Annotated in this window: 20 protein-coding genes; 8 read left to right on the top strand and 12 right to left on the bottom strand. The window is 41.9% G+C overall.

All coding sequences use genetic code 11. From position 1 onward, the window contains the following. Positions 1-239 precede the first annotated feature (239 nt). Together HKI82_RS11725 and HKI82_RS11720 are read right to left on the bottom strand one after the other, a co-directional pair. Positions 240-515, bottom strand: a complete 276-nt coding sequence (locus HKI82_RS11725) for an HlyU family transcriptional regulator (protein WP_102941431.1) — start codon at positions 513-515, stop codon at positions 240-242. A 9-nt stretch (positions 516-524) separates the two neighbouring features. Further along, on the bottom strand, positions 525-902 hold the full coding sequence (locus tag HKI82_RS11720) for a late competence development ComFB family protein (RefSeq protein ID WP_102941430.1): 378 nt from the start codon (positions 900-902) through the stop codon (positions 525-527). 227 nt (positions 903-1,129) lie between these two features. Here HKI82_RS11720 and HKI82_RS11715 point away from each other — a divergent pair, with 227 nt between their 5' ends. After that, positions 1,130-2,371: a GGDEF domain-containing protein gene (locus HKI82_RS11715; RefSeq protein ID WP_171138111.1), complete on the top strand. Its 1,242-nt coding sequence runs from the start codon at positions 1,130-1,132 to the stop codon at positions 2,369-2,371. Here HKI82_RS11715 and HKI82_RS11710 read toward each other — a convergent pair. Next, positions 2,362-3,321, bottom strand: a complete 960-nt coding sequence (locus tag HKI82_RS11710; protein ID WP_171138174.1) for a Solitary outer membrane autotransporter beta-barrel domain — start codon at positions 3,319-3,321, stop codon at positions 2,362-2,364. The two genes, HKI82_RS11715 and HKI82_RS11710, sit on opposite strands and share 10 nt — an antisense overlap. A gap of 263 nt (positions 3,322-3,584) precedes the next feature. Between HKI82_RS11710 and HKI82_RS11705 the strand changes: the two genes are divergently transcribed. Then, positions 3,585-5,045: a sensor domain-containing diguanylate cyclase gene (locus tag HKI82_RS11705; protein WP_171138110.1), complete on the top strand. Its 1,461-nt coding sequence runs from the start codon at positions 3,585-3,587 to the stop codon at positions 5,043-5,045. 72 nt (positions 5,046-5,117) lie between these two features. Here HKI82_RS11705 and HKI82_RS11700 read toward each other — a convergent pair whose 3' ends face one another. The 5 genes from HKI82_RS11700 to HKI82_RS11680 all read right to left on the bottom strand — a co-directional run bounded on the left by HKI82_RS11700 (position 5,118) and on the right by HKI82_RS11680 (position 8,801). Then, entirely contained in the window at positions 5,118-5,348 is a 231-nt protein-coding gene (locus HKI82_RS11700) for a thioredoxin family protein (RefSeq protein ID WP_102941427.1), read from the bottom strand. Positions 5,349-5,359: 11 nt separating this feature from the next. Then, positions 5,360-6,355, bottom strand: a complete 996-nt coding sequence (locus HKI82_RS11695; RefSeq protein ID WP_171138109.1) for a permease — start codon at positions 6,353-6,355, stop codon at positions 5,360-5,362. A gap of 135 nt (positions 6,356-6,490) precedes the next feature. Then, entirely contained in the window at positions 6,491-7,054 is a 564-nt protein-coding gene (locus HKI82_RS11690; RefSeq protein ID WP_102941425.1) for a sigma-70 family RNA polymerase sigma factor, read from the bottom strand. A gap of 271 nt (positions 7,055-7,325) precedes the next feature. Next, positions 7,326-7,748, bottom strand: a complete 423-nt coding sequence (locus HKI82_RS11685; RefSeq protein WP_102941424.1) for a DoxX family protein — start codon at positions 7,746-7,748, stop codon at positions 7,326-7,328. A gap of 174 nt (positions 7,749-7,922) precedes the next feature. After that, the gene (locus tag HKI82_RS11680; RefSeq protein ID WP_261881179.1) at positions 7,923-8,801 is read right to left on the bottom strand and encodes a LysR family transcriptional regulator; all 879 of its coding nucleotides are present in this window, start codon (positions 8,799-8,801) and stop codon (positions 7,923-7,925) included. A 94-nt stretch (positions 8,802-8,895) separates the two neighbouring features. Here HKI82_RS11680 and HKI82_RS11675 point away from each other — a divergent pair, with 94 nt between their 5' ends. Both HKI82_RS11675 and HKI82_RS11670 read left to right on the top strand, forming a co-directional pair. Further along, complete coding sequence (locus tag HKI82_RS11675) at positions 8,896-9,213, top strand: DMT family transporter (RefSeq protein ID WP_171138107.1); 318 nt, start codon at positions 8,896-8,898, stop codon at positions 9,211-9,213. Between the two features lie 307 nt (positions 9,214-9,520). After that, positions 9,521-10,720, top strand: coding sequence for a type III PLP-dependent enzyme (locus HKI82_RS11670; RefSeq protein ID WP_171138106.1), 1,200 nt, complete (start codon positions 9,521-9,523; stop codon positions 10,718-10,720). Positions 10,721-10,775: 55 nt separating this feature from the next. On the opposite strand, the gene HKI82_RS11665 is transcribed toward HKI82_RS11670, so the two are convergent. After that, complete coding sequence (locus HKI82_RS11665) at positions 10,776-11,435, bottom strand: pyridoxamine 5'-phosphate oxidase family protein (protein ID WP_102941421.1); 660 nt, start codon at positions 11,433-11,435, stop codon at positions 10,776-10,778. Between the two features lie 95 nt (positions 11,436-11,530). Between HKI82_RS11665 and pdxR the strand changes: the two genes are divergently transcribed. Together pdxR and malI are read left to right on the top strand one after the other, a co-directional pair. Then, on the top strand, positions 11,531-12,967 hold the full coding sequence (gene pdxR / locus HKI82_RS11660; protein ID WP_171138105.1) for a MocR-like pyridoxine biosynthesis transcription factor PdxR: 1,437 nt from the start codon (positions 11,531-11,533) through the stop codon (positions 12,965-12,967). Between the two features lie 54 nt (positions 12,968-13,021). Next, positions 13,022-14,053, top strand: coding sequence for a Mal regulon transcriptional regulator MalI (gene malI, locus HKI82_RS11655; RefSeq protein ID WP_171138104.1), 1,032 nt, complete (start codon positions 13,022-13,024; stop codon positions 14,051-14,053). Positions 14,054-14,100: 47 nt separating this feature from the next. On the opposite strand, the gene HKI82_RS11650 is transcribed toward malI, so the two are convergent. The 3 genes from HKI82_RS11650 to mtgA all read right to left on the bottom strand — a co-directional run bounded on the left by HKI82_RS11650 (position 14,101) and on the right by mtgA (position 18,104). Beyond that, positions 14,101-15,609 (bottom strand): PTS transporter subunit EIIC, encoded by a 1,509-nt coding sequence (locus HKI82_RS11650; RefSeq protein ID WP_171138103.1) that lies wholly within the window; start codon positions 15,607-15,609, stop codon positions 14,101-14,103. Between the two features lie 356 nt (positions 15,610-15,965). Then, positions 15,966-17,267 carry a methyl-accepting chemotaxis protein gene (locus HKI82_RS11645; RefSeq protein WP_171138102.1) on the bottom strand — a complete coding sequence of 434 codons (1,302 nt, stop codon included), beginning with the start codon at positions 17,265-17,267 and terminating at the stop codon, positions 15,966-15,968. Positions 17,268-17,426: 159 nt separating this feature from the next. Continuing rightward, positions 17,427-18,104 (bottom strand): monofunctional biosynthetic peptidoglycan transglycosylase, encoded by a 678-nt coding sequence (gene mtgA, locus HKI82_RS11640; protein ID WP_171138173.1) that lies wholly within the window; start codon positions 18,102-18,104, stop codon positions 17,427-17,429. Positions 18,105-18,382: 278 nt separating this feature from the next. Between mtgA and HKI82_RS11635 the strand changes: the two genes are divergently transcribed. Together HKI82_RS11635 and HKI82_RS11630 are read left to right on the top strand one after the other, a co-directional pair. Further along, complete coding sequence (locus HKI82_RS11635; protein WP_171138101.1) at positions 18,383-19,228, top strand: CPBP family intramembrane glutamic endopeptidase; 846 nt, start codon at positions 18,383-18,385, stop codon at positions 19,226-19,228. 166 nt (positions 19,229-19,394) lie between these two features. Further along, positions 19,395-20,201, top strand: a complete 807-nt coding sequence (locus HKI82_RS11630) for a Cof-type HAD-IIB family hydrolase (RefSeq protein WP_171138100.1) — start codon at positions 19,395-19,397, stop codon at positions 20,199-20,201. The last annotated feature ends 1 nt before the right edge of the window (position 20,202 follow it).

The following is a 20,202-nucleotide window of genomic DNA, read 5'->3' as shown; positions in this document are numbered from 1 at the left end:
TCTAACGCCTAATTCAAACTCAAGATATTTATAACAATATTTTAGTTTTGTTGGTTATAACGTTAAGTTGCGACTGTTTGCCAATTTTGCTGAAAATACAAAGCGTTTATTTGAAGTAAGAGCTCAAACCAGTATAGGCAAGTATTGAAATTTCGCAGTGTCAAAATAAATAAAGAGCTACAAGACTATACACTTGTAGCTCTAAAATTTATGATTTCTGTCAACGACTTGATGGGTAACTAAAAGATCCGACCAGACATTTGATCTATGAACATTTGTGCTTTCTTTAGCATGAGTTCTTCTGCGTCAGCTTTGTTCGACAGTACATCAGATCGAATGAAACGGTGAGTTTTAAGTTCGCCGTCTTCTTCTTTTGTTATTCTGCCTGCAATTCTATACTGGCCACCTTCAGGAATGACCTCTTGGTAAATCAAAAACTCTTTGTACTCTACGGGTTCAACCGATGCTTCTTTTGCTTCTGATTTACTACCGAAAAAACGAGAAAAAAATCCCACGATAACTCCTTAAGATAAGTTGTGCTGCTTATGACCGAGAATGGGCTTTTCATACCACTCTAACTCGGCATCTTCATCAAATTGCGTTTGAGACATAACAATAGGTATATCGGTATCACGATCCTTACGTCTGTCATCAATGATCATACTTTCTGCCGCCTCAACCGCTGTTTGTGCGTGCTCTTTTAAAATGACCAAACGCTCTTCAGGTAAAGCAGAGAGAAAATCAATATCAAATCGAATATAGATTGGACGAAGTTGGCTTAGAGCCAAGCACGCGAGATCTGCTAATTGGTCGTGATTATATGTCGTAGCATACTTGTCTTGTGCTATCACTTGTCCAACGAGTGTTTCCATATAATTGTGCACTTCAACATTCAGTTGCATACGAGTTCTCCTATACCGATGTGTCGATGTGATACGTTCAAACAAAGTTATTGCATCAATGATCTTTAATCAAACGAAGATCGAGCCTACTTGAACAATCTTTGCTCAAGCGCGCGCTTTTATAACTAAAGTTTAGCAAAAAGCTTGGAAATTCATTAAATAAAGTTATTCTTAGTTTATTAATCATAAACACAATTAGTAGTTATTCTGTTGGCTAGTTTATAAGCATGTCGTCGAGTTTAGTTACGTCGCCTTGGTTTCGTTTTACATTCCCGTTGATGCTCTTGGCAGCTATTTGGTATGGAATGAACAACGTTATTGTTCTTACCCGCGCCAATAGTGGTTTAGCGGGTGGCTTGCCTTACGCTTTATTTCTCAGTTCTATTGCCATTGCATTTATTTTCAAACAAAGCCGAATGGCAATGGTTGCTTGTACCATGCTGATTAGCTATTGGGTAATTCAGTACCGATTGCAGTCACCGCTCTATACAGGCTCTACCCTGCTTGAACTCTCAATACTCAGTTTTGTATTACCTGTCGCCTGTTTATTGAGTTATGCATTTAAGAATGGCGATTTGCTTAGCCGCGCATTTTTTGTCTACTTAATACTATTGGCATGCTTCGGGCTTTGGGCGTATGTAACGGTTGATTACTATGTCTCTGGTGGATACGGCAGCCTTAAAGATACCTTCTTGTTTTCTGTTCCTGAAATATCAAAGCTTCCATTTATACTGGTACTCTACTTGCTCGCAATGGTTGGTATCACTGGTATCTTTGTTTTGACTAAGAACCGAATTATGGATGTGTTCATCTATACCGCCATTTTGATGTCTTCAACCACTTTTATATTTTTTCAACTTCAGTTTGTTTCCAGCACGATGTTTTCGTTGTCTGGCGCTCTGATGATGCTCTACTTAATCTCAGCCAGCCACGAGATGGCGTTTAACGATCAATTGACGCAGCTCCCAGGACGACACGCACTCGAAATCGATTTAAGAAGTCCGGGGCGTAAATTCGCCATCGCTATGGTTGATATTGACCATTTCAAATCATTCAATGATTCCTATGGCCATGATACCGGTGATGATGTATTGAAACTTGTTGCCAGTCGCATTCGCCTAGTTAAAGGAAAGGCGAAGATTTATCGTTACGGTGGTGAGGAGTTTACGATTCTGTTCAAAGGGAAAACAGCTGAGCAAGCTAAGGAATATCTAGAGCAAATCAGGCAAGATATTGAACAGTATGACCTAGTGATTCGTGATTCAGATAGTCGCCCGAAAGATGATAAATATGGTGCGACTAAGCGTTCAGATAATCGCAGCCAATCCGTGAATATTACGATCAGTGTTGGTGTATGTGACAGCTCTTTAGAAAAACGAGCAAAAGAAGCAATTAAACGAGCAGATGAAGCACTTTATCAAGCCAAAAAAGCCGGCAGAAACAGAATCAAAATAGCTTCTTATTCTTGATTGAAGAACAACACCAAGCTCCCGCCTTTAAAAGCGCTTCCGTAGTTGAATGTTAATCCTAAACCTATATTGTCAACAAAGCTGATTTCAAATGGTGGCGTCATTAACCACCCGACCGTTGCTTCATAATAAAAAGTAGTACCAAGAGGCTCTGATACATCGCTGCCTACATCGACTCTTCGGATGGTGCTATAAACCGATTGAATAGAACGCCCTATTTGCTCTATGTCGTATACGAGCGTAGCACTGTTAACGATATACCATCCTTCACTATTGCCGATTTCACCTTGGTTAGCTTCACCCCATCCATAGCCATAAAAATAGTGTCCGGCAGAGGAAACTTGCCATTTTCCCCAATCTTCATTTTTCTTGTAGCTGAGCTTTAAATGGGGTTCGTAGATGTTGGCCCACGCGGTGGTGTTGAATAACAGCCCATCCAAAAAAGGTGCGTATGATTTACCTGTGGCACTGTTGTAGTCCATAGTGTTCTCATAACGCATTAAGTGCGTACCTATTCCAGGGGTAATTGTCCAGTGTTCGTCTAACTTGTATTCGTATCGATAAGCGGTATAGACGTCTAAGATGACTTGCCGGAAATCGTCTAAGACTGTTTCGTTGCCCCATCTAACATTTTCATCTGTCGCTAGACCTGACATACGGAAAAAGAGTTCATGTTTGTTTTGCTCTTCTTCGTCATTGAGGCGAAAAGACATTGGTAACGTCGATATTCCATATTTCTTGCGATTGGCAACTGAATCTTCAGTCCCCAACTCTGGATTGTCAGTATTGAAGAGCTCGTTTGGATTGAAATCTTTAATCCCAACGGTGAAAACATCGCTGTCACTCAGTACCACTGTATAGGCAAAACTCTGCTCTAAAAAATTTTCAATTACATCAAACCCTTTTGCATGAACATTGCAGGCAAAGGCAAGAGAACAAAGTGAAAACAGTGTGGTTCTTTTAACAAACACTTATTACCGATCCTTTGTGATTGGAAATCAAACTAAACTTTACTGGAAGTATGCATCTATAGTAATAATTTAGCAGTATAAATATCATTTACTGTCTTAAGTGTCAGTAAAAGTGGCGATATTTGAAACCTAAAGCTAATCTTGGAATGGTACAACTCAATAATTAAATAAATTCGTTAAATTTTAGAACAATAGAGTGCTTTCCCAAAAAAACTAAAAGCAAATATAAAGGACGTAAAGGGATGGAAGGATCTTGCCCAGAAAGACATTCAAGGTTTGGAAACAAGTGGTTTAATACGATATCTAAACCTGTACTCATTACAGTAGCTTGGATATTACTGTGGCGAGCGGCAGCACTTATGGAATATGCACCGCACGCGAGTATATGGTTTCCACCCTCTGGAGTCACATACGCTGTATTTCTTATTTTCGGATGGCGCGCCATTCCAATCGTTCTATTTGCTTCGATAACAACCACATTCTGGGAAGACAGCATCTATCAAGGCCATCAAAGCAGTTCCACTTTATTACTGACCGGACTGCTCTTTGCTACTTCACATTGTGTTTCTTATTGGCTTGGTGCCACCATTTTACGAAAGCTTAGCCGCACAGGAAAACAATTCCGAATCCCCTACTTAATTTTGATGTTTCTCATCATTGCAGCAACCTCATCGCTAATTGCGGCGATTGGTGGATCGAATGTTCTGGCTATTACAGGCATCATTTTACCTAGTGAAATCATGTCACTTTGGGGCCCTTGGTGGGTAGGCGATTTAGTTGGGGTCGTGGTTATAGCGCCCATCACAGTTGCTATATTGTCAAAATATTACCCCAAAGAAAGCCATTGGCTGGTTGAAAATTTTAAGTCTGTTTATGAGCAGTCATCATTATCGAACTATCTGTATAAGCAGGCCATAGCGATTGTTGTACTGGCTCTCATTAGTGTTTTAGTGTCTATCTATCCTGCATCCAGCGTAGTGTTTTGTGTCTTCTTTTTAGGCATAGCTCAGATGTGGATTGTATTTACAGAAAGTGCTGGTCGCGCCTTTCTAAGTTTGGGAATCCTGAGTACAACGACCGCTATCTTAGTCTCGTGGTTACAGTTAGGAAATCACGCGATGGTTTATCAATTTACGATATCCCTGCTTGCTGCAAACACCTATTTTGGTTTGTGGGTTCCCCACATACTGCTTGATAACCGAAACCTGCGAATTCTTGCCGAGAGAGATGTACTGACTGGCGCTCAGACAAGGCAATATTTTATTAAAAATGTGAAGAATGAAATTAGCCGCTGTCGTCGGATTAACCAACCACTGTCTTTGGCTCTATTTGATATTGATGGCTTCAAACAAATCAACGATACCTTTGGTCACACAATTGGAGACAAAGTACTAACCACAATTTCGGAGCATGTAAGGAAAGAGATTCGACCTGCCGATCTGATTGGGCGATTTGGTGGTGATGAGTTTATGCTGCTATTGCCAAGTGACGATCTTCCCCATGCAGTTCAAGCCGCAGAGCGTATCCGAAGCAGTATTGAGTGTTTGAATATACCCTCTTTAGAAATAACCATCACATGCAGCTTTGGTGTCGTAGAAATTACCCCAAACGATACTTTTGTTTCTGCTTTTGAGCGTGCCGATAACTTCCTGTTAGAGGCTAAAAAATGCGGTAAAAACCAAGTAAAGCCTATTTTACAATGAGTTAGATTTATAAAAATGGTGCGACTCATTTTGTGACACTGTAGCATATTGAGTCGCACTATCAGTCTCTGCTTAAATCCAAAGCTTAACTTTCTCTTCAGAGGGAACCCCTCCTGCATGAATGACTTGCTCATTCAAGACAACCGCCGGTGTTGACATAACACCGTAGTTCATAATGGTTTCCATATCCGTGACTTTTTCTACCTTCACTTCAACCCCTGCCGCTTCTGCCACGTTCTCAATCAGTTTTGCTGTGTTGATGCAGTTTGCGCAGCCAGAACCAAGCACTTTGAACACTTTCATATACAACCTCTTCAAATTTCCCAACTAATTAAATTAAACATCCACCCGATAATCGTGAATGCGCTAAGTAATAAAGCAAAAAGTATCCCTAGCAAACGCCACTGCATAACCTGTTTCAACATCACAAACTCAGGAATGCTTGCAGCGACCGTACTCATACAAAACGCTAGCGTTGTGCCTACGGGCAACCCGTTACGTAGCAGGCTTTCCATAATTGGAATAACACCTGTCGCATTTGAGTAGAGAGGTATACCAATAAGTACAGAAGCAGGAACAGACCACCACTGCCTGCTCCCTAAATGGCTTTCAATCCAGCCGTCTGGTACGTAACCATGTAACGCAGCACCAACACCAACACCTATCAAAACCCACTTCCACACTCGACTGAAAATTTCGTGTGTTTCGCTCTTCGCAAATTCATTACGCTGTTTGAATGTCATCGGGCTGGTTTCGCTTTGATTAACGACTCCAGAAGCAACATTAGGCGCATTCTTCATCGCTTTAGCTGCAAAAGGTTGAAGCCAACGTTCAGCACCTAGCAAATCAAGTAACCAACCACTGAACATGCCAATAACCATACCGGCTAATACATACAGAAGAGTAAACTTCCACCCCAAGAGGCTGATGAGGAGTAATACTGCTATTTCGTTCACTAAGGGAGAAGTAATAAGAAAAGCCATGGTGATACCTAGTGGTATGCCTGCTGTCGTAAAACCAAGAAATACCGGAATACTTGAACATGAACAAAATGGAGTAATAGCCCCAAAAACACTCCCCATAAAGTAGCCAACAACGCGTTTTTTACCAGAGAGATAGTCTCTCACTTTCTCCACATTGAGAGAGGCGCGAAAAAGAGCTATCAAATAAATCATTACTGCCAATAAAACGAGGATCTTACTGGTGTCTTCAACAAAAAAATGGACCGCTTGGCCTAACCGAGTCTCGGCGTCTAATTCCAATAGTTGGTAAGTAAACCAATCAGCTAATGACGTAAAAACCCAGAACATCTCGCACTCTCCTTACGTTAAACATTAAAAAGCCAACGGCTCTCGCTCGTTTATTAAGACGAAGTCAGCGCTGAAAAGACGCAATAAATCTGCCTGTAGATATGAAAATAATGAAATTAAGGCTTACTCAGAAAGCTAAGAGCGTTTAGGTGTGAAGCAACAGACTTTATGATGTTCATCGAAGGTAATGTGGCAGTTTACTTTTAGTTGTGCGCGAAGTTTTGGTCGCGCTCTCTGAATACGAGATTTTACTGCCGTTAAAGTTAAATGGTGGAGTTTCGCAAATTCTTGCTGACTGTGTCCTTGTAAATCACAAAACTCGATAACAGAACGGTCTTCTTCACTCAAACATGCCAGAGCTTTAGGAAGACATTGAGCAAGACTGTCAATTGGCTCACGCTCTGCTCTAAAATCCAACGTGTATAGATCGCTATTCTCTGAAATAGGTTCTAGCCGCCCCGATTTTCGCCATTCATCAATTAGTAAGTTTTTCGCAACCGTGAACAACCAAGCTTTTTGATTTTCAATATCACAAAATGCTCGCTCTCTTTGCAAAGCTCGAAGAAAGGTTTCTTGCAACAAGTCATACGCTAAATCTTGACAGGAACAATGCTGGGTTAGCCATCTATACAGAGCAGTTTCGTTTGTCGCCCAAGTATCTAATAGACAAGGAACTGGTGAATGTTGAGTTGAGTTCATAGTTCAAACGTGCTCCAAAGCTTTCTGTGACGGCCAGAGTTACGCATTCAGTATCTAAATCATAGGACCTATTTCAGCCCTTTTTTGGGATCTTGCGCATTCTCTGGTAATTAGCTTGTGGTGTTTAAGTTGAACACTTGAGTTGCGTGGTTTGAGGATGTGAAATGTTCGTTTAACCATCTAAAAGTTAGTAAATCAAAATCAAGTTATAGTGCATTAAAAATACTAAAAATAACCGGAAGCTAACTTGCATCCGGCTTAGTCTTAGTTGTTATGCGTCAGGTCTTAAAGCGTACTTACCCGAGCCCAAGAATAAGGTAGCAATAGCAGCAAACAGATAAACAGCTACACCTTCAACTGCCCAAGCGCCGACCTTGTTTAGCGTAAAAAAGTTGTCCATGTGCATTAGGTAAATAACCATTAAACACGTACCTATTATGACGATTGAGGACAGGCGAGTGAAAAGGCCTGCGATAATCAGAATTGGTGCAACAACTTCGCCCAAATAAACCCCATAAGCAACAAATGCTGGTAGGCCATTCTTTACAAGCATACCTTGTATGAACTCGGTCCCTCCATGTATTTTATGGATTCCGTGTAATAAAAACATAAATGCGAAACTGACACGTAATACCAGTTTACCTATATCCGGTTTTGCTAACTGCTTATCTAATTGATTTAAGATTTCGATCATGACAACCATCCTTTTAGGTCTAATAATCTCTACTATAGAAGCCTATAGCGCACAGTATCACCTAAAAGTATTAATCATCTTCATCAATTTTTCTGAATAAATACATTGACCTAAATCAAGCACTTATTTTCACGTGTACTGTATGAGTAAACCGTCACATATCACATATATTGATTAATTGAATATCAACTTAAGCTCATCAAATAACCATTTGAATACAGGGCCTTTCTCTGTCCCCTTACTGAAAACTAAATCTACTGGCACATTCCAGGCTTTGTGGTCAAAAGCGATGCTCACTTTACGAAGTTCCCCTGATACCAGTAACTCTTCAACCAAAAAGAGGGGTAAGTAAGCCCAACCAACTTGTTGTTTCACCAACTCCAACACATTGTAGTGACTTGAACTCCACCAAACTTTGGGACTTATACTGGTTAAGTTGTGAGACTCCTGTTTCAGCTTTCCTCGCACAGCGATCTGCCGATAGGAAGATAAATCAGAAGGCAGCTTCACTTCTATTTCCGAAAGCGGATAAAGTGGATGGCAGACTGCGATGTAATCCACACTACCGACATAACAGAAATCTACTTCTTTTGTCATATCTAGTTCAGTAAACATCACGCCTAGATCGACATTGTTAGACGCAATTTCCTGACAAATATCTGTAGATGCCATGGTTAAAACATCGATCTGAGTTGAAGGAAACTTATCATCCAAGCGTTTAAACAATTCAGCCAGTTTCTTATTCGTCACGCCATCATCAATCGCTATGGTTAATGCACCTTCTTCTTTTTTCTCTATTGATTGAGCGATTTTTTGAAACTCATCCGCTTGTGCAAGCAAATTTCTTGCGCTTCGAATCAAGCGTTCACCGGCAACGGTTAATTTGGGATTGCGCGAGGAACGATCAAAAAGCTCAACCCCTAAATCTATTTCTAAAGTACTAATGCCGTGACTTACCGCTGACTGCACTTTCCCCATTTTGCGCGCACAGGCAGAAAACGAACCAAGTTCCGCTGCGAGTACCATCATTTTAATTTGCTCAAGACTCAACATATGAATTTATTCGATAGGTATTAACTTTTATCCATCATAGATTCAGATACCATTAGCCGCAAATCATGTTTGTTAAATTGAAGGTGTATTGTTTATGAGTTGGTTGTATTTGGTTTTGGCTGGGATAACAGAAATCGGTTGGCCCGTAGGCCTGAAACTTGCGCAAAGCGGACAATACAAATGGCTGGGGATTATTATGGCCATCAGCTTTATGGCAATCAGTGGAACACTGCTATTTTTTGCGCAAAAGACAATACCTATGGGCACTGCCTACGCGGTTTGGACAGGTATCGGTGCAGCTGGCACCTTCCTCGTAGGAGTATTTGTCTATGGGGATGCTTCTTCACTGGTTCGCTATTTTGGTGTGTTCTTGATTCTATCAGGGGTTGTTTTGCTTAAAGTTGGCCATTAACAAAAGCCTATTTCCTTAAGGATGAGGAAATAGAACAGTGAATAATAATGCATCATTTTTAATTATCTTATCGATAAAAAATTTTTGGTTTTATTGGGATATTTTTTATTGCGTGAGAAAAAGTATGACCTTATTATCGCCCTGCTTCTTGATGATAGCCAATCCGAGTACATCACAGCAGTTTTGTGGCAAGGCGATAGAGCAACTATCCAAGAGTGACTTTGACGGCGCGAACGCGCTTTTATTGACGCTCCACTTTTCATCATCCAAGACCATGAAAAGTGCCTTGTTATATTGGAGAATTGCTATGGCTAATTCAGCTTCTGTATTGGATTTTCAATCTTTTTCTTCCCAAGCTTTGTCTGCAGAAAATATCGACTTAATCGAAACCTCTGTTGCACAGTTTGGTGCTCCTTTACTGATTCTTGATTGCGATATTATTCGCTCTCAATATCGTGCGCTAAGCAATGCATTACCAAATGTCGCACTGCACTTTGCTCTCAAGCCACTTCCTCATCCAAATGTTGTAAAAACACTTTTGGAAGAAGGTGCATGTTTCGATTTAGCCACTACTGGTGAAGTTGAACTTGTTCAGCAACAAGGTGTACCAGCTGAGCGCACAATCCACACACACCCAATCAAGCGTGACCGCGATATTCGCGATGCACTGGCCTACGGTTGCAATGTGTTTGTGGTAGATAACCTTAATGAGTTAGAAAAGTTCAAACCGTATAAAGATCAAGTTGAACTGCTTGTTCGCCTGAGCTTCCGTAACACTGAAGCTTTTGCTGATTTATCTAAAAAGTTTGGTTGTTCTGCTGAGCAGGCATTAGTAATCATTGAAACCGCAAAAGAATGGAACATTCACATTAAAGGGCTGTCATTCCATGTCGGTTCTCAAACGACTAATCCACAAAAATATGTAGATGCAATTCGCAGCTGTAAACAAGTGATGGATCAAGTATTTGAACGCGGTCTGCCAGCGTTAAGCGCACTCGACATTGGTGGCGGTTTCCCTGTTACTTACACAAAACAGGTGATGCCTATCGACCAATTCTGCAAGCCGATTAACGAAGCGTTAAACGAGTTACCAGAAACAGTACAAGTGATTGCGGAACCTGGTCGTTTCATTGTTGCTCCTGCAGTAACCAGCGTTGCATCAGTAATGGGACAAGCAGAACGTGAGGGCCAGATTTGGTATTACCTGGACGATGGTGTATACGGTTCTTTCAGTGGTTTGATATTTGATCACTCTGAATACCCTATCGTGACGTTAAAACAAGATGGTGAGTTTGTACCTAGCGTCTTGTCAGGCCCAACCTGTGACAGTATTGATGTGATTGCAGAAAATATCATGCTACCTAAACTGGAAAATGGCGATTTGATTATCGGTCGCGTGATGGGCGCATACACAAGTGCAACTGCAACAGATTTTAACTTCTTCAAACGTGCTCAAACTATTGTGATTAATGAGTGTGATGAAAGCAGCCAACGTATGATTGGCTAGCTTAAAATGAATTCCGAAAGCTCCCTTAAAGGGAGCTTTTTCGTTTTAGCGTTGTTTAAGCATTGTGCCAGCGATGTCCGTAAGCTGCGCTGTAATCCGGTGTTTCTACAACATCACTTAACTCATCAACCGCTTTTAGTGGCCCAACAACGGTTCGATAAGGCAAATAACCAGCCCATACAGGCAGATCCAAATCCTCTTTATCGTCATTAACCACACCTTTGCTGACTTTAACCGATGCTTCGCTGAGCGGAATGCGCAGTAACATGGTTGCACTGAGTTCTCTCTCGTTGCTCAAACGCACTTCTTGCGTACGCCCAGGTGCAATGTGTTCTACAAAATGATTCAGCAAACGATCTTTTTCTCTGTTGTCATCTACGACTGTAAAATGACCAAAGACAACAGCAGAGCGATAATGAGCGCTGTGATGAAAAGCAGACCGAGCCAGTATCCATCCGTCAAACAAGGTAAAAGTTAAACAGGTTTGCACCCCGTTTTTTAGTGAACGTAGCAAGCGGCTGTTATTGGCACCATGGATGTAGACATGGTCGTCCACGCGCCAAGCTAACATCGGAATGACCACCGGTCCCTGTTCATTATTAATCGCAATATGTGCGATTAGGCTTTCATCAATAATTTGGTGAAGACTCTCCAAATCAAACTGAGCTTTGTGTACTGCTTTTTTAATCTGCGTTCTCGGTGTATTTGAAAGCATCGTCTATCCCTATCTAAATCTGACTTCATGGTTGCAATGTAGCAACACACTGGTACCTTAAGAAGAACCAGTTTTGGATTAAGGACAGATCCACTTTGCAACCCATCGACTCCGGTGATTTAGTACTGCAAAACGACAAATCATCGAAACAGGAAAGCCTGTTCCACGCTATACGCGAAAAAATCGTTAAACAGCTTTGGCATAAAGGAGGCAAGCTTCCTTCAACACGTAAGCTTGCCGAAGAACTTCAACTCAGCAGAAATACTGTTACTGCGGCCTATGAACAGCTCGCTGCTGAAGGTTACATTGAAGCACGCTCCGGTTCTGGCTTCTACGTGACGGTTGAACTGCCTGATCACTACTTGCCATGTGCAGGCATCGTCAAATCAACCGAGACCAACAAAAGCATACCTTCTATTAACAGCGCTTTTGCTCCGGGTGTTCCCGATCTGCATCAGTTCCCTATTGCCAAGTGGCACAAGTATGTTCAGTTGCACTCCACCCGCCAATACTTACTTGGCAACAATGGTATCCAAGGTGATAGTGCTCTTAGAATGGCCTTGAGAGATTATCTTGCTACCAGTCGCTCTGTACATTGCGATGCCAGCCAAATCATTATTACGTCGGGCGCACAACAAGCGTTAATGATAGCGCTGATGGCAGTAATGGAGAGCCATGATTCAGTATTGATGGAACAACCGGGCTATTCCAAAATGCGTAAAATCATTGAGCTTTTAAACTACCGGTTTGAGCCTGTTCATGTTGAAGAGTATGTAGGTTTTGACTTGGAGAGCATTATCAACAGTAAAGCCCGCGCTTTATACATTACTCCAAGCAACCAATACCCAATGGGCACAACGTTAAATACGGAGCAACGTTTAAAGCTGATTGAATGGGCAACTCAGGGGAATCACTGGATTATTGAAGACGACTATGACAGTGAGTTTCAGTTCGCACATCGTCCTTACACCAGTCTACAAGGTCTATCGTCTGAAATCGGCCACGATTCGCGAGTTATCTATATCGGGTCGTTGAGTAAAACTATGTTCAACAGTTTGAGAATGGGCTATCTCATCGTTCCTTCCGCTTTGGTCGAGAAATGCTTAGCGATAAAAGATGCATTGACCGGAGACTCCCCTACACACATCCAAGCTGCCCTTGCTGATTTCATAAGTTCAGGAGATTTTCTGCGCCATATCAGAAAGATGCGTAGACTTTATAAAGAAAAACATCATCAGATGATTCTCTCCATAAACGAGCATTTTGGTGATGATGCTGAGGTTATCAGCCAAGCCGCGGGCCTTCACGTTACGCTTAAGTGGCTAAAAGATGTTAATGAGGTGACATTGTCACAAAAAGCATTCGAAAAAGGGATTATCATAAGGCCATTAAGTTACTACGAGCATCCAGATTTCAAACTGCGCAACTGGCAAGGTGCAGTGCTCGGATTTGGTAATATTTCAGCAGACGACATCGACAAGAAAATCAAACAGATTGCCGATCTGTTTTACAACTTAGATAGCCAACTGTGACCCATAGGAACCTTTTTGTTACACTGCATTTACCCACATGGATTTGGACCTTTTATGTCGCAAAGCAATAAAAAGATAACCATTACAGACGTTGCTCAACACGCCAATGTTTCGGTTACTACTGTGTCACTTGTATTAAGTCAGAAAGGTCGAATTTCAGCCCAGACAATCGCTCGTGTTCAAAAAGCCATTGATGAGTTGGGGTTTGTTCGAAATCAGACTGCAGCAAACTTACGTACTCAATCGACCAAAACGATTGGTTTGATGGTCAACAACAAAAATGACTTTTCGACTTATCGTATGGTGGCAGGAATTAGCGACGTTCTTGAACAAAATGGATACATGCTTTATCTGACACAATGCGGACAAAACGCAGAGGTCTACGATCAAAAGCTTCTCACCCTATATCAACAAGGGGTCGAAGGGATCATCATGTCTCCTATCGATGATCAGCATCTGCTATCACTTCGAAAACCAGAAAGCTTTCAAATACCGTTAGTTTGCCTATCTTCAGCAAAACTCGATAGCGATATTGATTACATCACTCCAGACAATACACACAGCGCAAAATTGGCTACGGAGCACCTGATTCGTCAGGGACATAGGCGTATCGCTTATGTTGGCGGAACAACTGGGTCTCCATGCAGAGATGAACGCATCGCTAGCTACCGTTATACGCTAAGCCAATATGGATTACCTTCGAAACAGGAATGGATTTTAGACGGAGATTTCATCTCCGAAGATCTGGTTCAAGCCGTGAATATGCTACTTACAGAGCAAACTCAAATTACAGCAATACTCTGTCACGATGCTTCCAGCGCTCTAAGCTGTATTAACGGTGTTCGCAAAAGTGGTCGAGAGATAGGAAAAGAACTGTTTATTGATGAGCGTGTAGCCTTAATCAGCTTCGATGATTCTGAACAGCTTATGCTCAATCACCCTTCTTTGACTTGTGTCTACACAGATCCTTATTCTGTTGGGGAATCTGCGGCACTGCGTTTGCTAGACAGTATTCGTAACCCTTCTGATTCCGATCATAAAAGCATGCTACTGCCAGCTAAGTTCATTCATCGTAACTCAGCATAGAAAAAGCGATGGGATACCCCATCGCTTCGCATTATGTTACCGCGTCACTATACCATTTGCTGTTGCAGTGACTCTATTTGGTCAGAAAGGAACTGTGCTCGTGCACCAAATATGATTTGAATACCAGTATCACCAACATAAACCACGCCTTTCGCACCCAAGTCGCTCAACGCATCTCGATTCACTTTATCCTTATCTTTCACTTGCAACCGTAGGCGCGTAATACACGCAGTTGAGCTTGCAATATTATCCATTCCGCCAATGGCTAACAAAATTTGTGTCGTGAGTTCTTCATCGGTAATTTCATCCAGATTGTTAGAAACATCCGTTCTACCCGGCGTTTTTACATCTAGCTTACGGATCACTACTCTGAAGACTCCGTAATAGATCAACGCCATAGGGATACCAATGAAGATTACTTTGACCCAATTCGTTTCAAAACCATTTAGTGAAGGCATGATGCCAAAAGAAATATAGTCTATCAGCCCAGCCGAGAATGACTTGGCAATATGTGCATCAAGCGCATACATAGTCATGTATGACAAACCCGCCATTACGGCATTAAACACATACAAAATTGGCGCAACGAATATAAAGGTAAACTCAACAGGCTCAGTAATTCCGGTAATGAAACAGGTCAACGCTGCCGAAAACAAAATACCCGCTGCTATTTTTTTGTTCTTCGTGTGTGCCTCGTGATACATCGCCAAACATGCGGCAGGTAATGCAAAAAGCATCAGAGGGAATTCCCCTTGCATAAACTTGCCAGCATCGTTGTACGTATCAGAGCTGAATGATTTCACACCATCTGTCAGCATCTTAAACCAAATAGTTTGGTCGCCATTAATGACAGCGCCTGTTGGTGTCACATACTCACCAAAAGTGAACCAGAATGATGGATACCATACATGGTGTAAACCCAATGGAATCAGTGCCCTTTCTGTCAGTCCGAAGATAAAGGTTGATACCATTTGGTTGTCGCCATTTACCACGGTGGATAAAGCATCGATACCATTCTGAACGTATTGCCAAACGTAGGGTAAAACTAAACCTAATAGAAAAGAGTAAAACGCACATGAAATGGCTACAAATCGTTTGCCGGAAAAGAAGCCTAAAAATTCAGGCAATCGAATGTCGTGATAACGCTTATAGCAGTATGCCGCTAAGATACCGGAAATCAGGCCGCCAAAAACGCCCATTTGTAGCGATGGAATACCAAGCACTAATGCGTATTTACCACCTGCACTTGCCATTTCTGGTGTAATGCCAAGTAAGGAGCTAATTGTTGAATTGATAATGAGTATTGAAACGGCTGCTGATAGAGCAGCAATCCCGGATTCTGAAGCCAAACCTACCGCAGAACCAATCGCAAAAAGTAACGGCAAGTTGTCAAATACCACACCACCAGCATGCATCATTAATGGCATGCCAAATTTGTCACCAAACGCAAGTAATAAGCCTGCGGCTGGGAGTAAGGAGATAGGCAACATCAGCGCACGCCCTATGAGCGATAGCTGAGATAGAGGGGATGCCAAAGCCCGCAAATATTTCGTCATATTCATTCCTTAAAATAGTAACCACCAAGGGAAACACCATGTTTCATCTACAATATGACTCTCTAACAGTCTGATTTACAAAGTAATCAATTCAAGTAAAACGTTTTACCTCGCAAACAATAGTTATAGATAAAACGTTTTACTAACTTAATTGGTTATATACAAAAGTTTATCGAAGGTAGTTTCGAATATGCCCATATCAGTCGAACTAAGCGTTTCATTCCCCGTTTTATACCATTCGCAACGGACAATAAATACACCGTTGAAACTCTGCTTTTATCGCGATCCACTCCAGATATAAAAAAGAGATGGAGTCACCATCTCTTATTTATTAGGGACAAGTGCTTCCGTTCTGCCTACAATGACAATCCTTTCACTGATTCAGAAACCAGATTTGCTTCCATTACAATTTCGTCGATAACCGCTTTGATCTCGATAGCCTGAGTTTCACCGTAGTTGGTTTTCTCCAGCGCAGCTTGAATGTGTGTATCGATGCTTTGAGTAATCGTGGTGTTCTTTGTAATCACCTCTGCAATTTCAGCTGTTGATTGAGATGTTCGGGCGGCTAACTTGCGAACTTCATCAGCGACGACAGCAAAACCTCTCCCTTGATCGCCAGCTCTAGCCGCCTCTATAGCAGCATTAAGAGCGAGTAAATTGGTTTGCTCGGCAATGGCCGTAATGGTTGAAATGATCGCATTTACACTCTGTGCTTGTTCATTAAGTTGCGCAATTAACGCGCCTACCCCTTGAACAGAACCATTAATATCTTCTGAGTTAGAAAGTAGAATCTCAACTCTCTCCTTACCCTTTTGTGAAATATTGACGGTTTCATGAGCAGTTTTACATGCAATTAATGCGGCCTCTTTCACCTTCATCGCCTTTTCGACTCGCCCAGTAATATCACTCGCCAGCTTAATGATTTTAACGACCTGATTGGCATGGTTATAAATAGGGTTATAAGTGGCTTCAAGCCAGATGGTTCGCCCATGCTTATCAATGCGTTTAAAAAGGCCACTTTTGATATTACCTGTGGTGAGATCTTTCCAGAAATTAGGATTTTCTCGATAGAACTCTTCATCACAGAACTGTCGGTGGTGTTTGCCCACAACCTCATTCAATGAATATCCAAGGCAATTAAGAAAGTTTTTGTTCGCTCCCAGTACAATGCCGTCCGGTGAAAAATCAATCACAGCCAGAGACTTATCCAACGCCTTCAACAAGGCTTGGTTTCTTTCTAGTTCAGCTTGCTCGGTCGTCACATCAGAAGCAACTTTAGCGACAGATTCCACTTTTCCATTTTTGATAATCGGAAAATAGGTAGCTTCTAGCCATACCGCATTACCTGCTTTATCTTTGCGGATAAATGTTCCATTGGTAGGCTCACCTTTCGCCAAAGACTGCCATAACTCTTTGTATTCTAGCTTTTCCACATCTTCTGGGAAACACAGCACGCTATGATGTTTGTTGAGAACCTCTTCCAGTTGATAGCCGAATGAATTCAGTAAAAGATCGTTGGCATATAAAACGTTCCCTGTAGGGGTAAATTCGATATAGGGAACCGTTTTCTTGAGGGAATCTCTAAAAGCGCTCGTTGAAGCGGATTGATCCTTTAAATCTGCAACAATCTTTTTGTGATAATTGCTTGAGACAAACATTGTTCACTCCTGTTAAACAACACATCGTTATGTTTAGCCTATAGTTATGCGAGTATCAACGTTAATTCAATCTTTTTCGTGACTTACGAGCCGTTGGTGAAACCGAATTTGAGCTTAAGTCAGAAAACGGTATCAACCTAGAGTAATTAGTTGCCTATTTTATAAAGCCAGTGAACCTAAATTTCTCATCTGCTTTAGTACCCAATGAACTCGCTCCTGCACATAAGGAGTCATGGGTATTGGCTGTATTTTGTAGGGATTTGGCAGTACAACCGCCAATTGTGCGGCTTGATAAGGCGTTAACTGATGTGCAGAAACACCAAAATAATGCTCACTTGCCGCCTGAACGCCATAAATACCTGGACCAAACTCAACAACGTTCAAATACATTTCCATGATTCGTTCTTTGCCCCAGACCAACTCGATCAGCAACGCGATATAAAGTTCGTAGGCTTTGCGCAGATAAGTATGACTTGGGAACAGAAAGATATTTTTTGCTGTCTGCTGGGTAATGGTACTCGCACCTCTTTTTGGTCCTTGGTCTCCACTGCTACTGATCACAGACAGTAATGCCGAAACATCGACGCCCCAATGATAAGGAAATCTCTGGTCTTCCGAAGCCATAATCGCTAAAGGCAATGAGGGAGATGTGGAGTCTATCGATACCCATTGATGCTGAGTCTGCTCTGGGTATCCCTTAGGAGGAAACAAGGTGCGGGATACCTGCCAGCCCCAAGTCGGCGGGTTCACAAACTTCAAGATAACAACCAGCACCAAAGGCAGACAGAAAGCCACAGTGATCAACGTGACCAATAATCTTCCAACTCGTCTCTTCAATTTTCGGGCAATACCTTTCAAATCTGTACCTTATATAGAACTGCAATGCTAAGTAATTCACGATCCTTATTTTTCCTAACACTGTAATTGGTTAAGCTATATTGAGGTCCAATCTCGCGCGCTAGGTTACACGAGATCACCAAACACAATGTTCAGCGCATGTAAATTTCATCACTCATTTGTTTTTTGAATGTTTACTATTGAGCAGCAACAGCCCCTGATTTAGTGCTATCCTCGCCTTGCAACGGCAAAGCTCGCTGATAAATAAGGAATGTTTAATGATCTTATCCCCTGCCATCTGGATATGGTTACCTCTGATTGCAGCAATCTTCAGCGGGTTCACTCGCCATAAACTCATTACCTTTGCTTTATTGGCGGTAGCATTAGTATGCGCGCTTATCTTTGGGCGTGTAGAACCGTTGGCAATAGCTATTTCCACCGTTTTACTTTTGGTTGCCCATTACATTCCTACTTTAGTGGCACATAAGCGTAATAAGCTGCTTATCAACCTTTGTTGGACAGTTGTTATCCTGACTTGTGGCCTTCTATTCTTGCATCGCCTACCCGGTTTTAACAATTTGCTGGTTTTGGATCATGTCTATGCGGGTCCGCAAAGTCTGCCATTTACGATGTACTTAAATTTGGACAAACCGATAGCGTTTTTTGCCCTGCTGTTAGCTTATCCGCAGCTTGTGGGAATTAAACAGAAACTTCATTTCAAAGGTGTCTTGCTGGCGATAGTTTTGCTCGTAAGTTTGCTTCCCTTAGCCTCTTTAACCGGAGCCTTAAAAATAGAACTTAGCCTGCCTGACTGGTTGTTTCTTTTTGCACTTAATAACTTGATGATTACCTGTGTCGCGGAAGAAGCGTTATTTCGTGGTTTGATTCAACAGTCTCTTTCTCGTCGCTACGCTTGGTGGATCGGCTTGGTTACTGCCAGCGTGTTGTTTGGGTTGGCTCATATTGGTGGTGGGATGTTACTTGCGCTGTTCGCGACGTTTGCAGGTTTAGGATATGGACTGATATTCCATTTCACCGGACGACTTTGGTGCTCAGTACTTGCCCACTTTGCATTTAACTTTGCTCATCTTGTTTTCTTTACTTATCCTGCATTGGCACATTGAGTGGCGTTTGTAGTAACAATGCATTCAACGAGTTCAGGCTGAATTTAAGTAACTGGTTTATTCGGCGCTTATCATTTGTTTCGATACGTTGTATCGTACGCAGTCTTAACAGGATTAACGTCTTAGTTTCCGTAGCCAAACGCATTCAAACAAGAGAATTCAATATATGTCACAACGTAACATCAAATTTATTGCAACCGATATGGACGGAACACTTCTCAACGGCCGCGGACAGCTTGACCCTGAATTTTTTACACTTCACCCAAAACTCGTTGAGAAAAACATCATATTTGCTGCGGCTTCAGGCCGACAGTACTACAGCTTGCTGGATACCTTTTCAGATGTGAAAGACCAGATCATGTTTATTGCTGAAAACGGCACCTTGGTGATGCATAAAGGCCAAGAGCTGTACAGTCTGCCTTTAGACTCAGCGGTGATTAATGATTTGATTGCAGCTGCGCGTTCGATTGACGGCGCACACATTGTTCTTTGTGGTAAACGTTCCGCCTACATAGAAACGGAAGATCAACGTGCTCGAGAGGAAGTGCAGAAATACTACCACCGTTGTGAAATCGTTGAAGATTTAACGACTATCGAAGACGATTTCTTGAAAGTTGCAATTTGTCACTTTGAAGGTTCAGAAAAGCATATTTTCCCTGTGATTAACCCTGCTTTCGGTGATACTCAAAAAGTCGTGGTCAGTGCAAAAATCTGGCTAGATGTAATGAACCCTGCCGCCTCTAAGGGCGACGCCATTACTTATCTGCAAAATCAACTTGGCTTTACTTCCCAAGAAACCATGAGCTTCGGTGACTACTTTAATGATGTGGAAATGCTACAAGCCAGCTACCACTCTTATGCGGTAGAAAACGCCCATGATGAGGTTAAATCTTTTGCTCGCTTCAGCGCACCGAGCAACGACGACAGTGGCGTCCTAGTAGTACTAAAAGAATTATTAAAAGAACTCGACTAAC

It is taken from the genome of Vibrio plantisponsor (genome assembly GCF_013041605.1).
Lineage (GTDB): Bacteria > Pseudomonadota > Gammaproteobacteria > Enterobacterales > Vibrionaceae > Vibrio > Vibrio plantisponsor.
The sequence above is the reverse complement of the archived record's forward strand: the minus strand, read 5'-3'. Positions and strand labels throughout refer to the sequence as shown.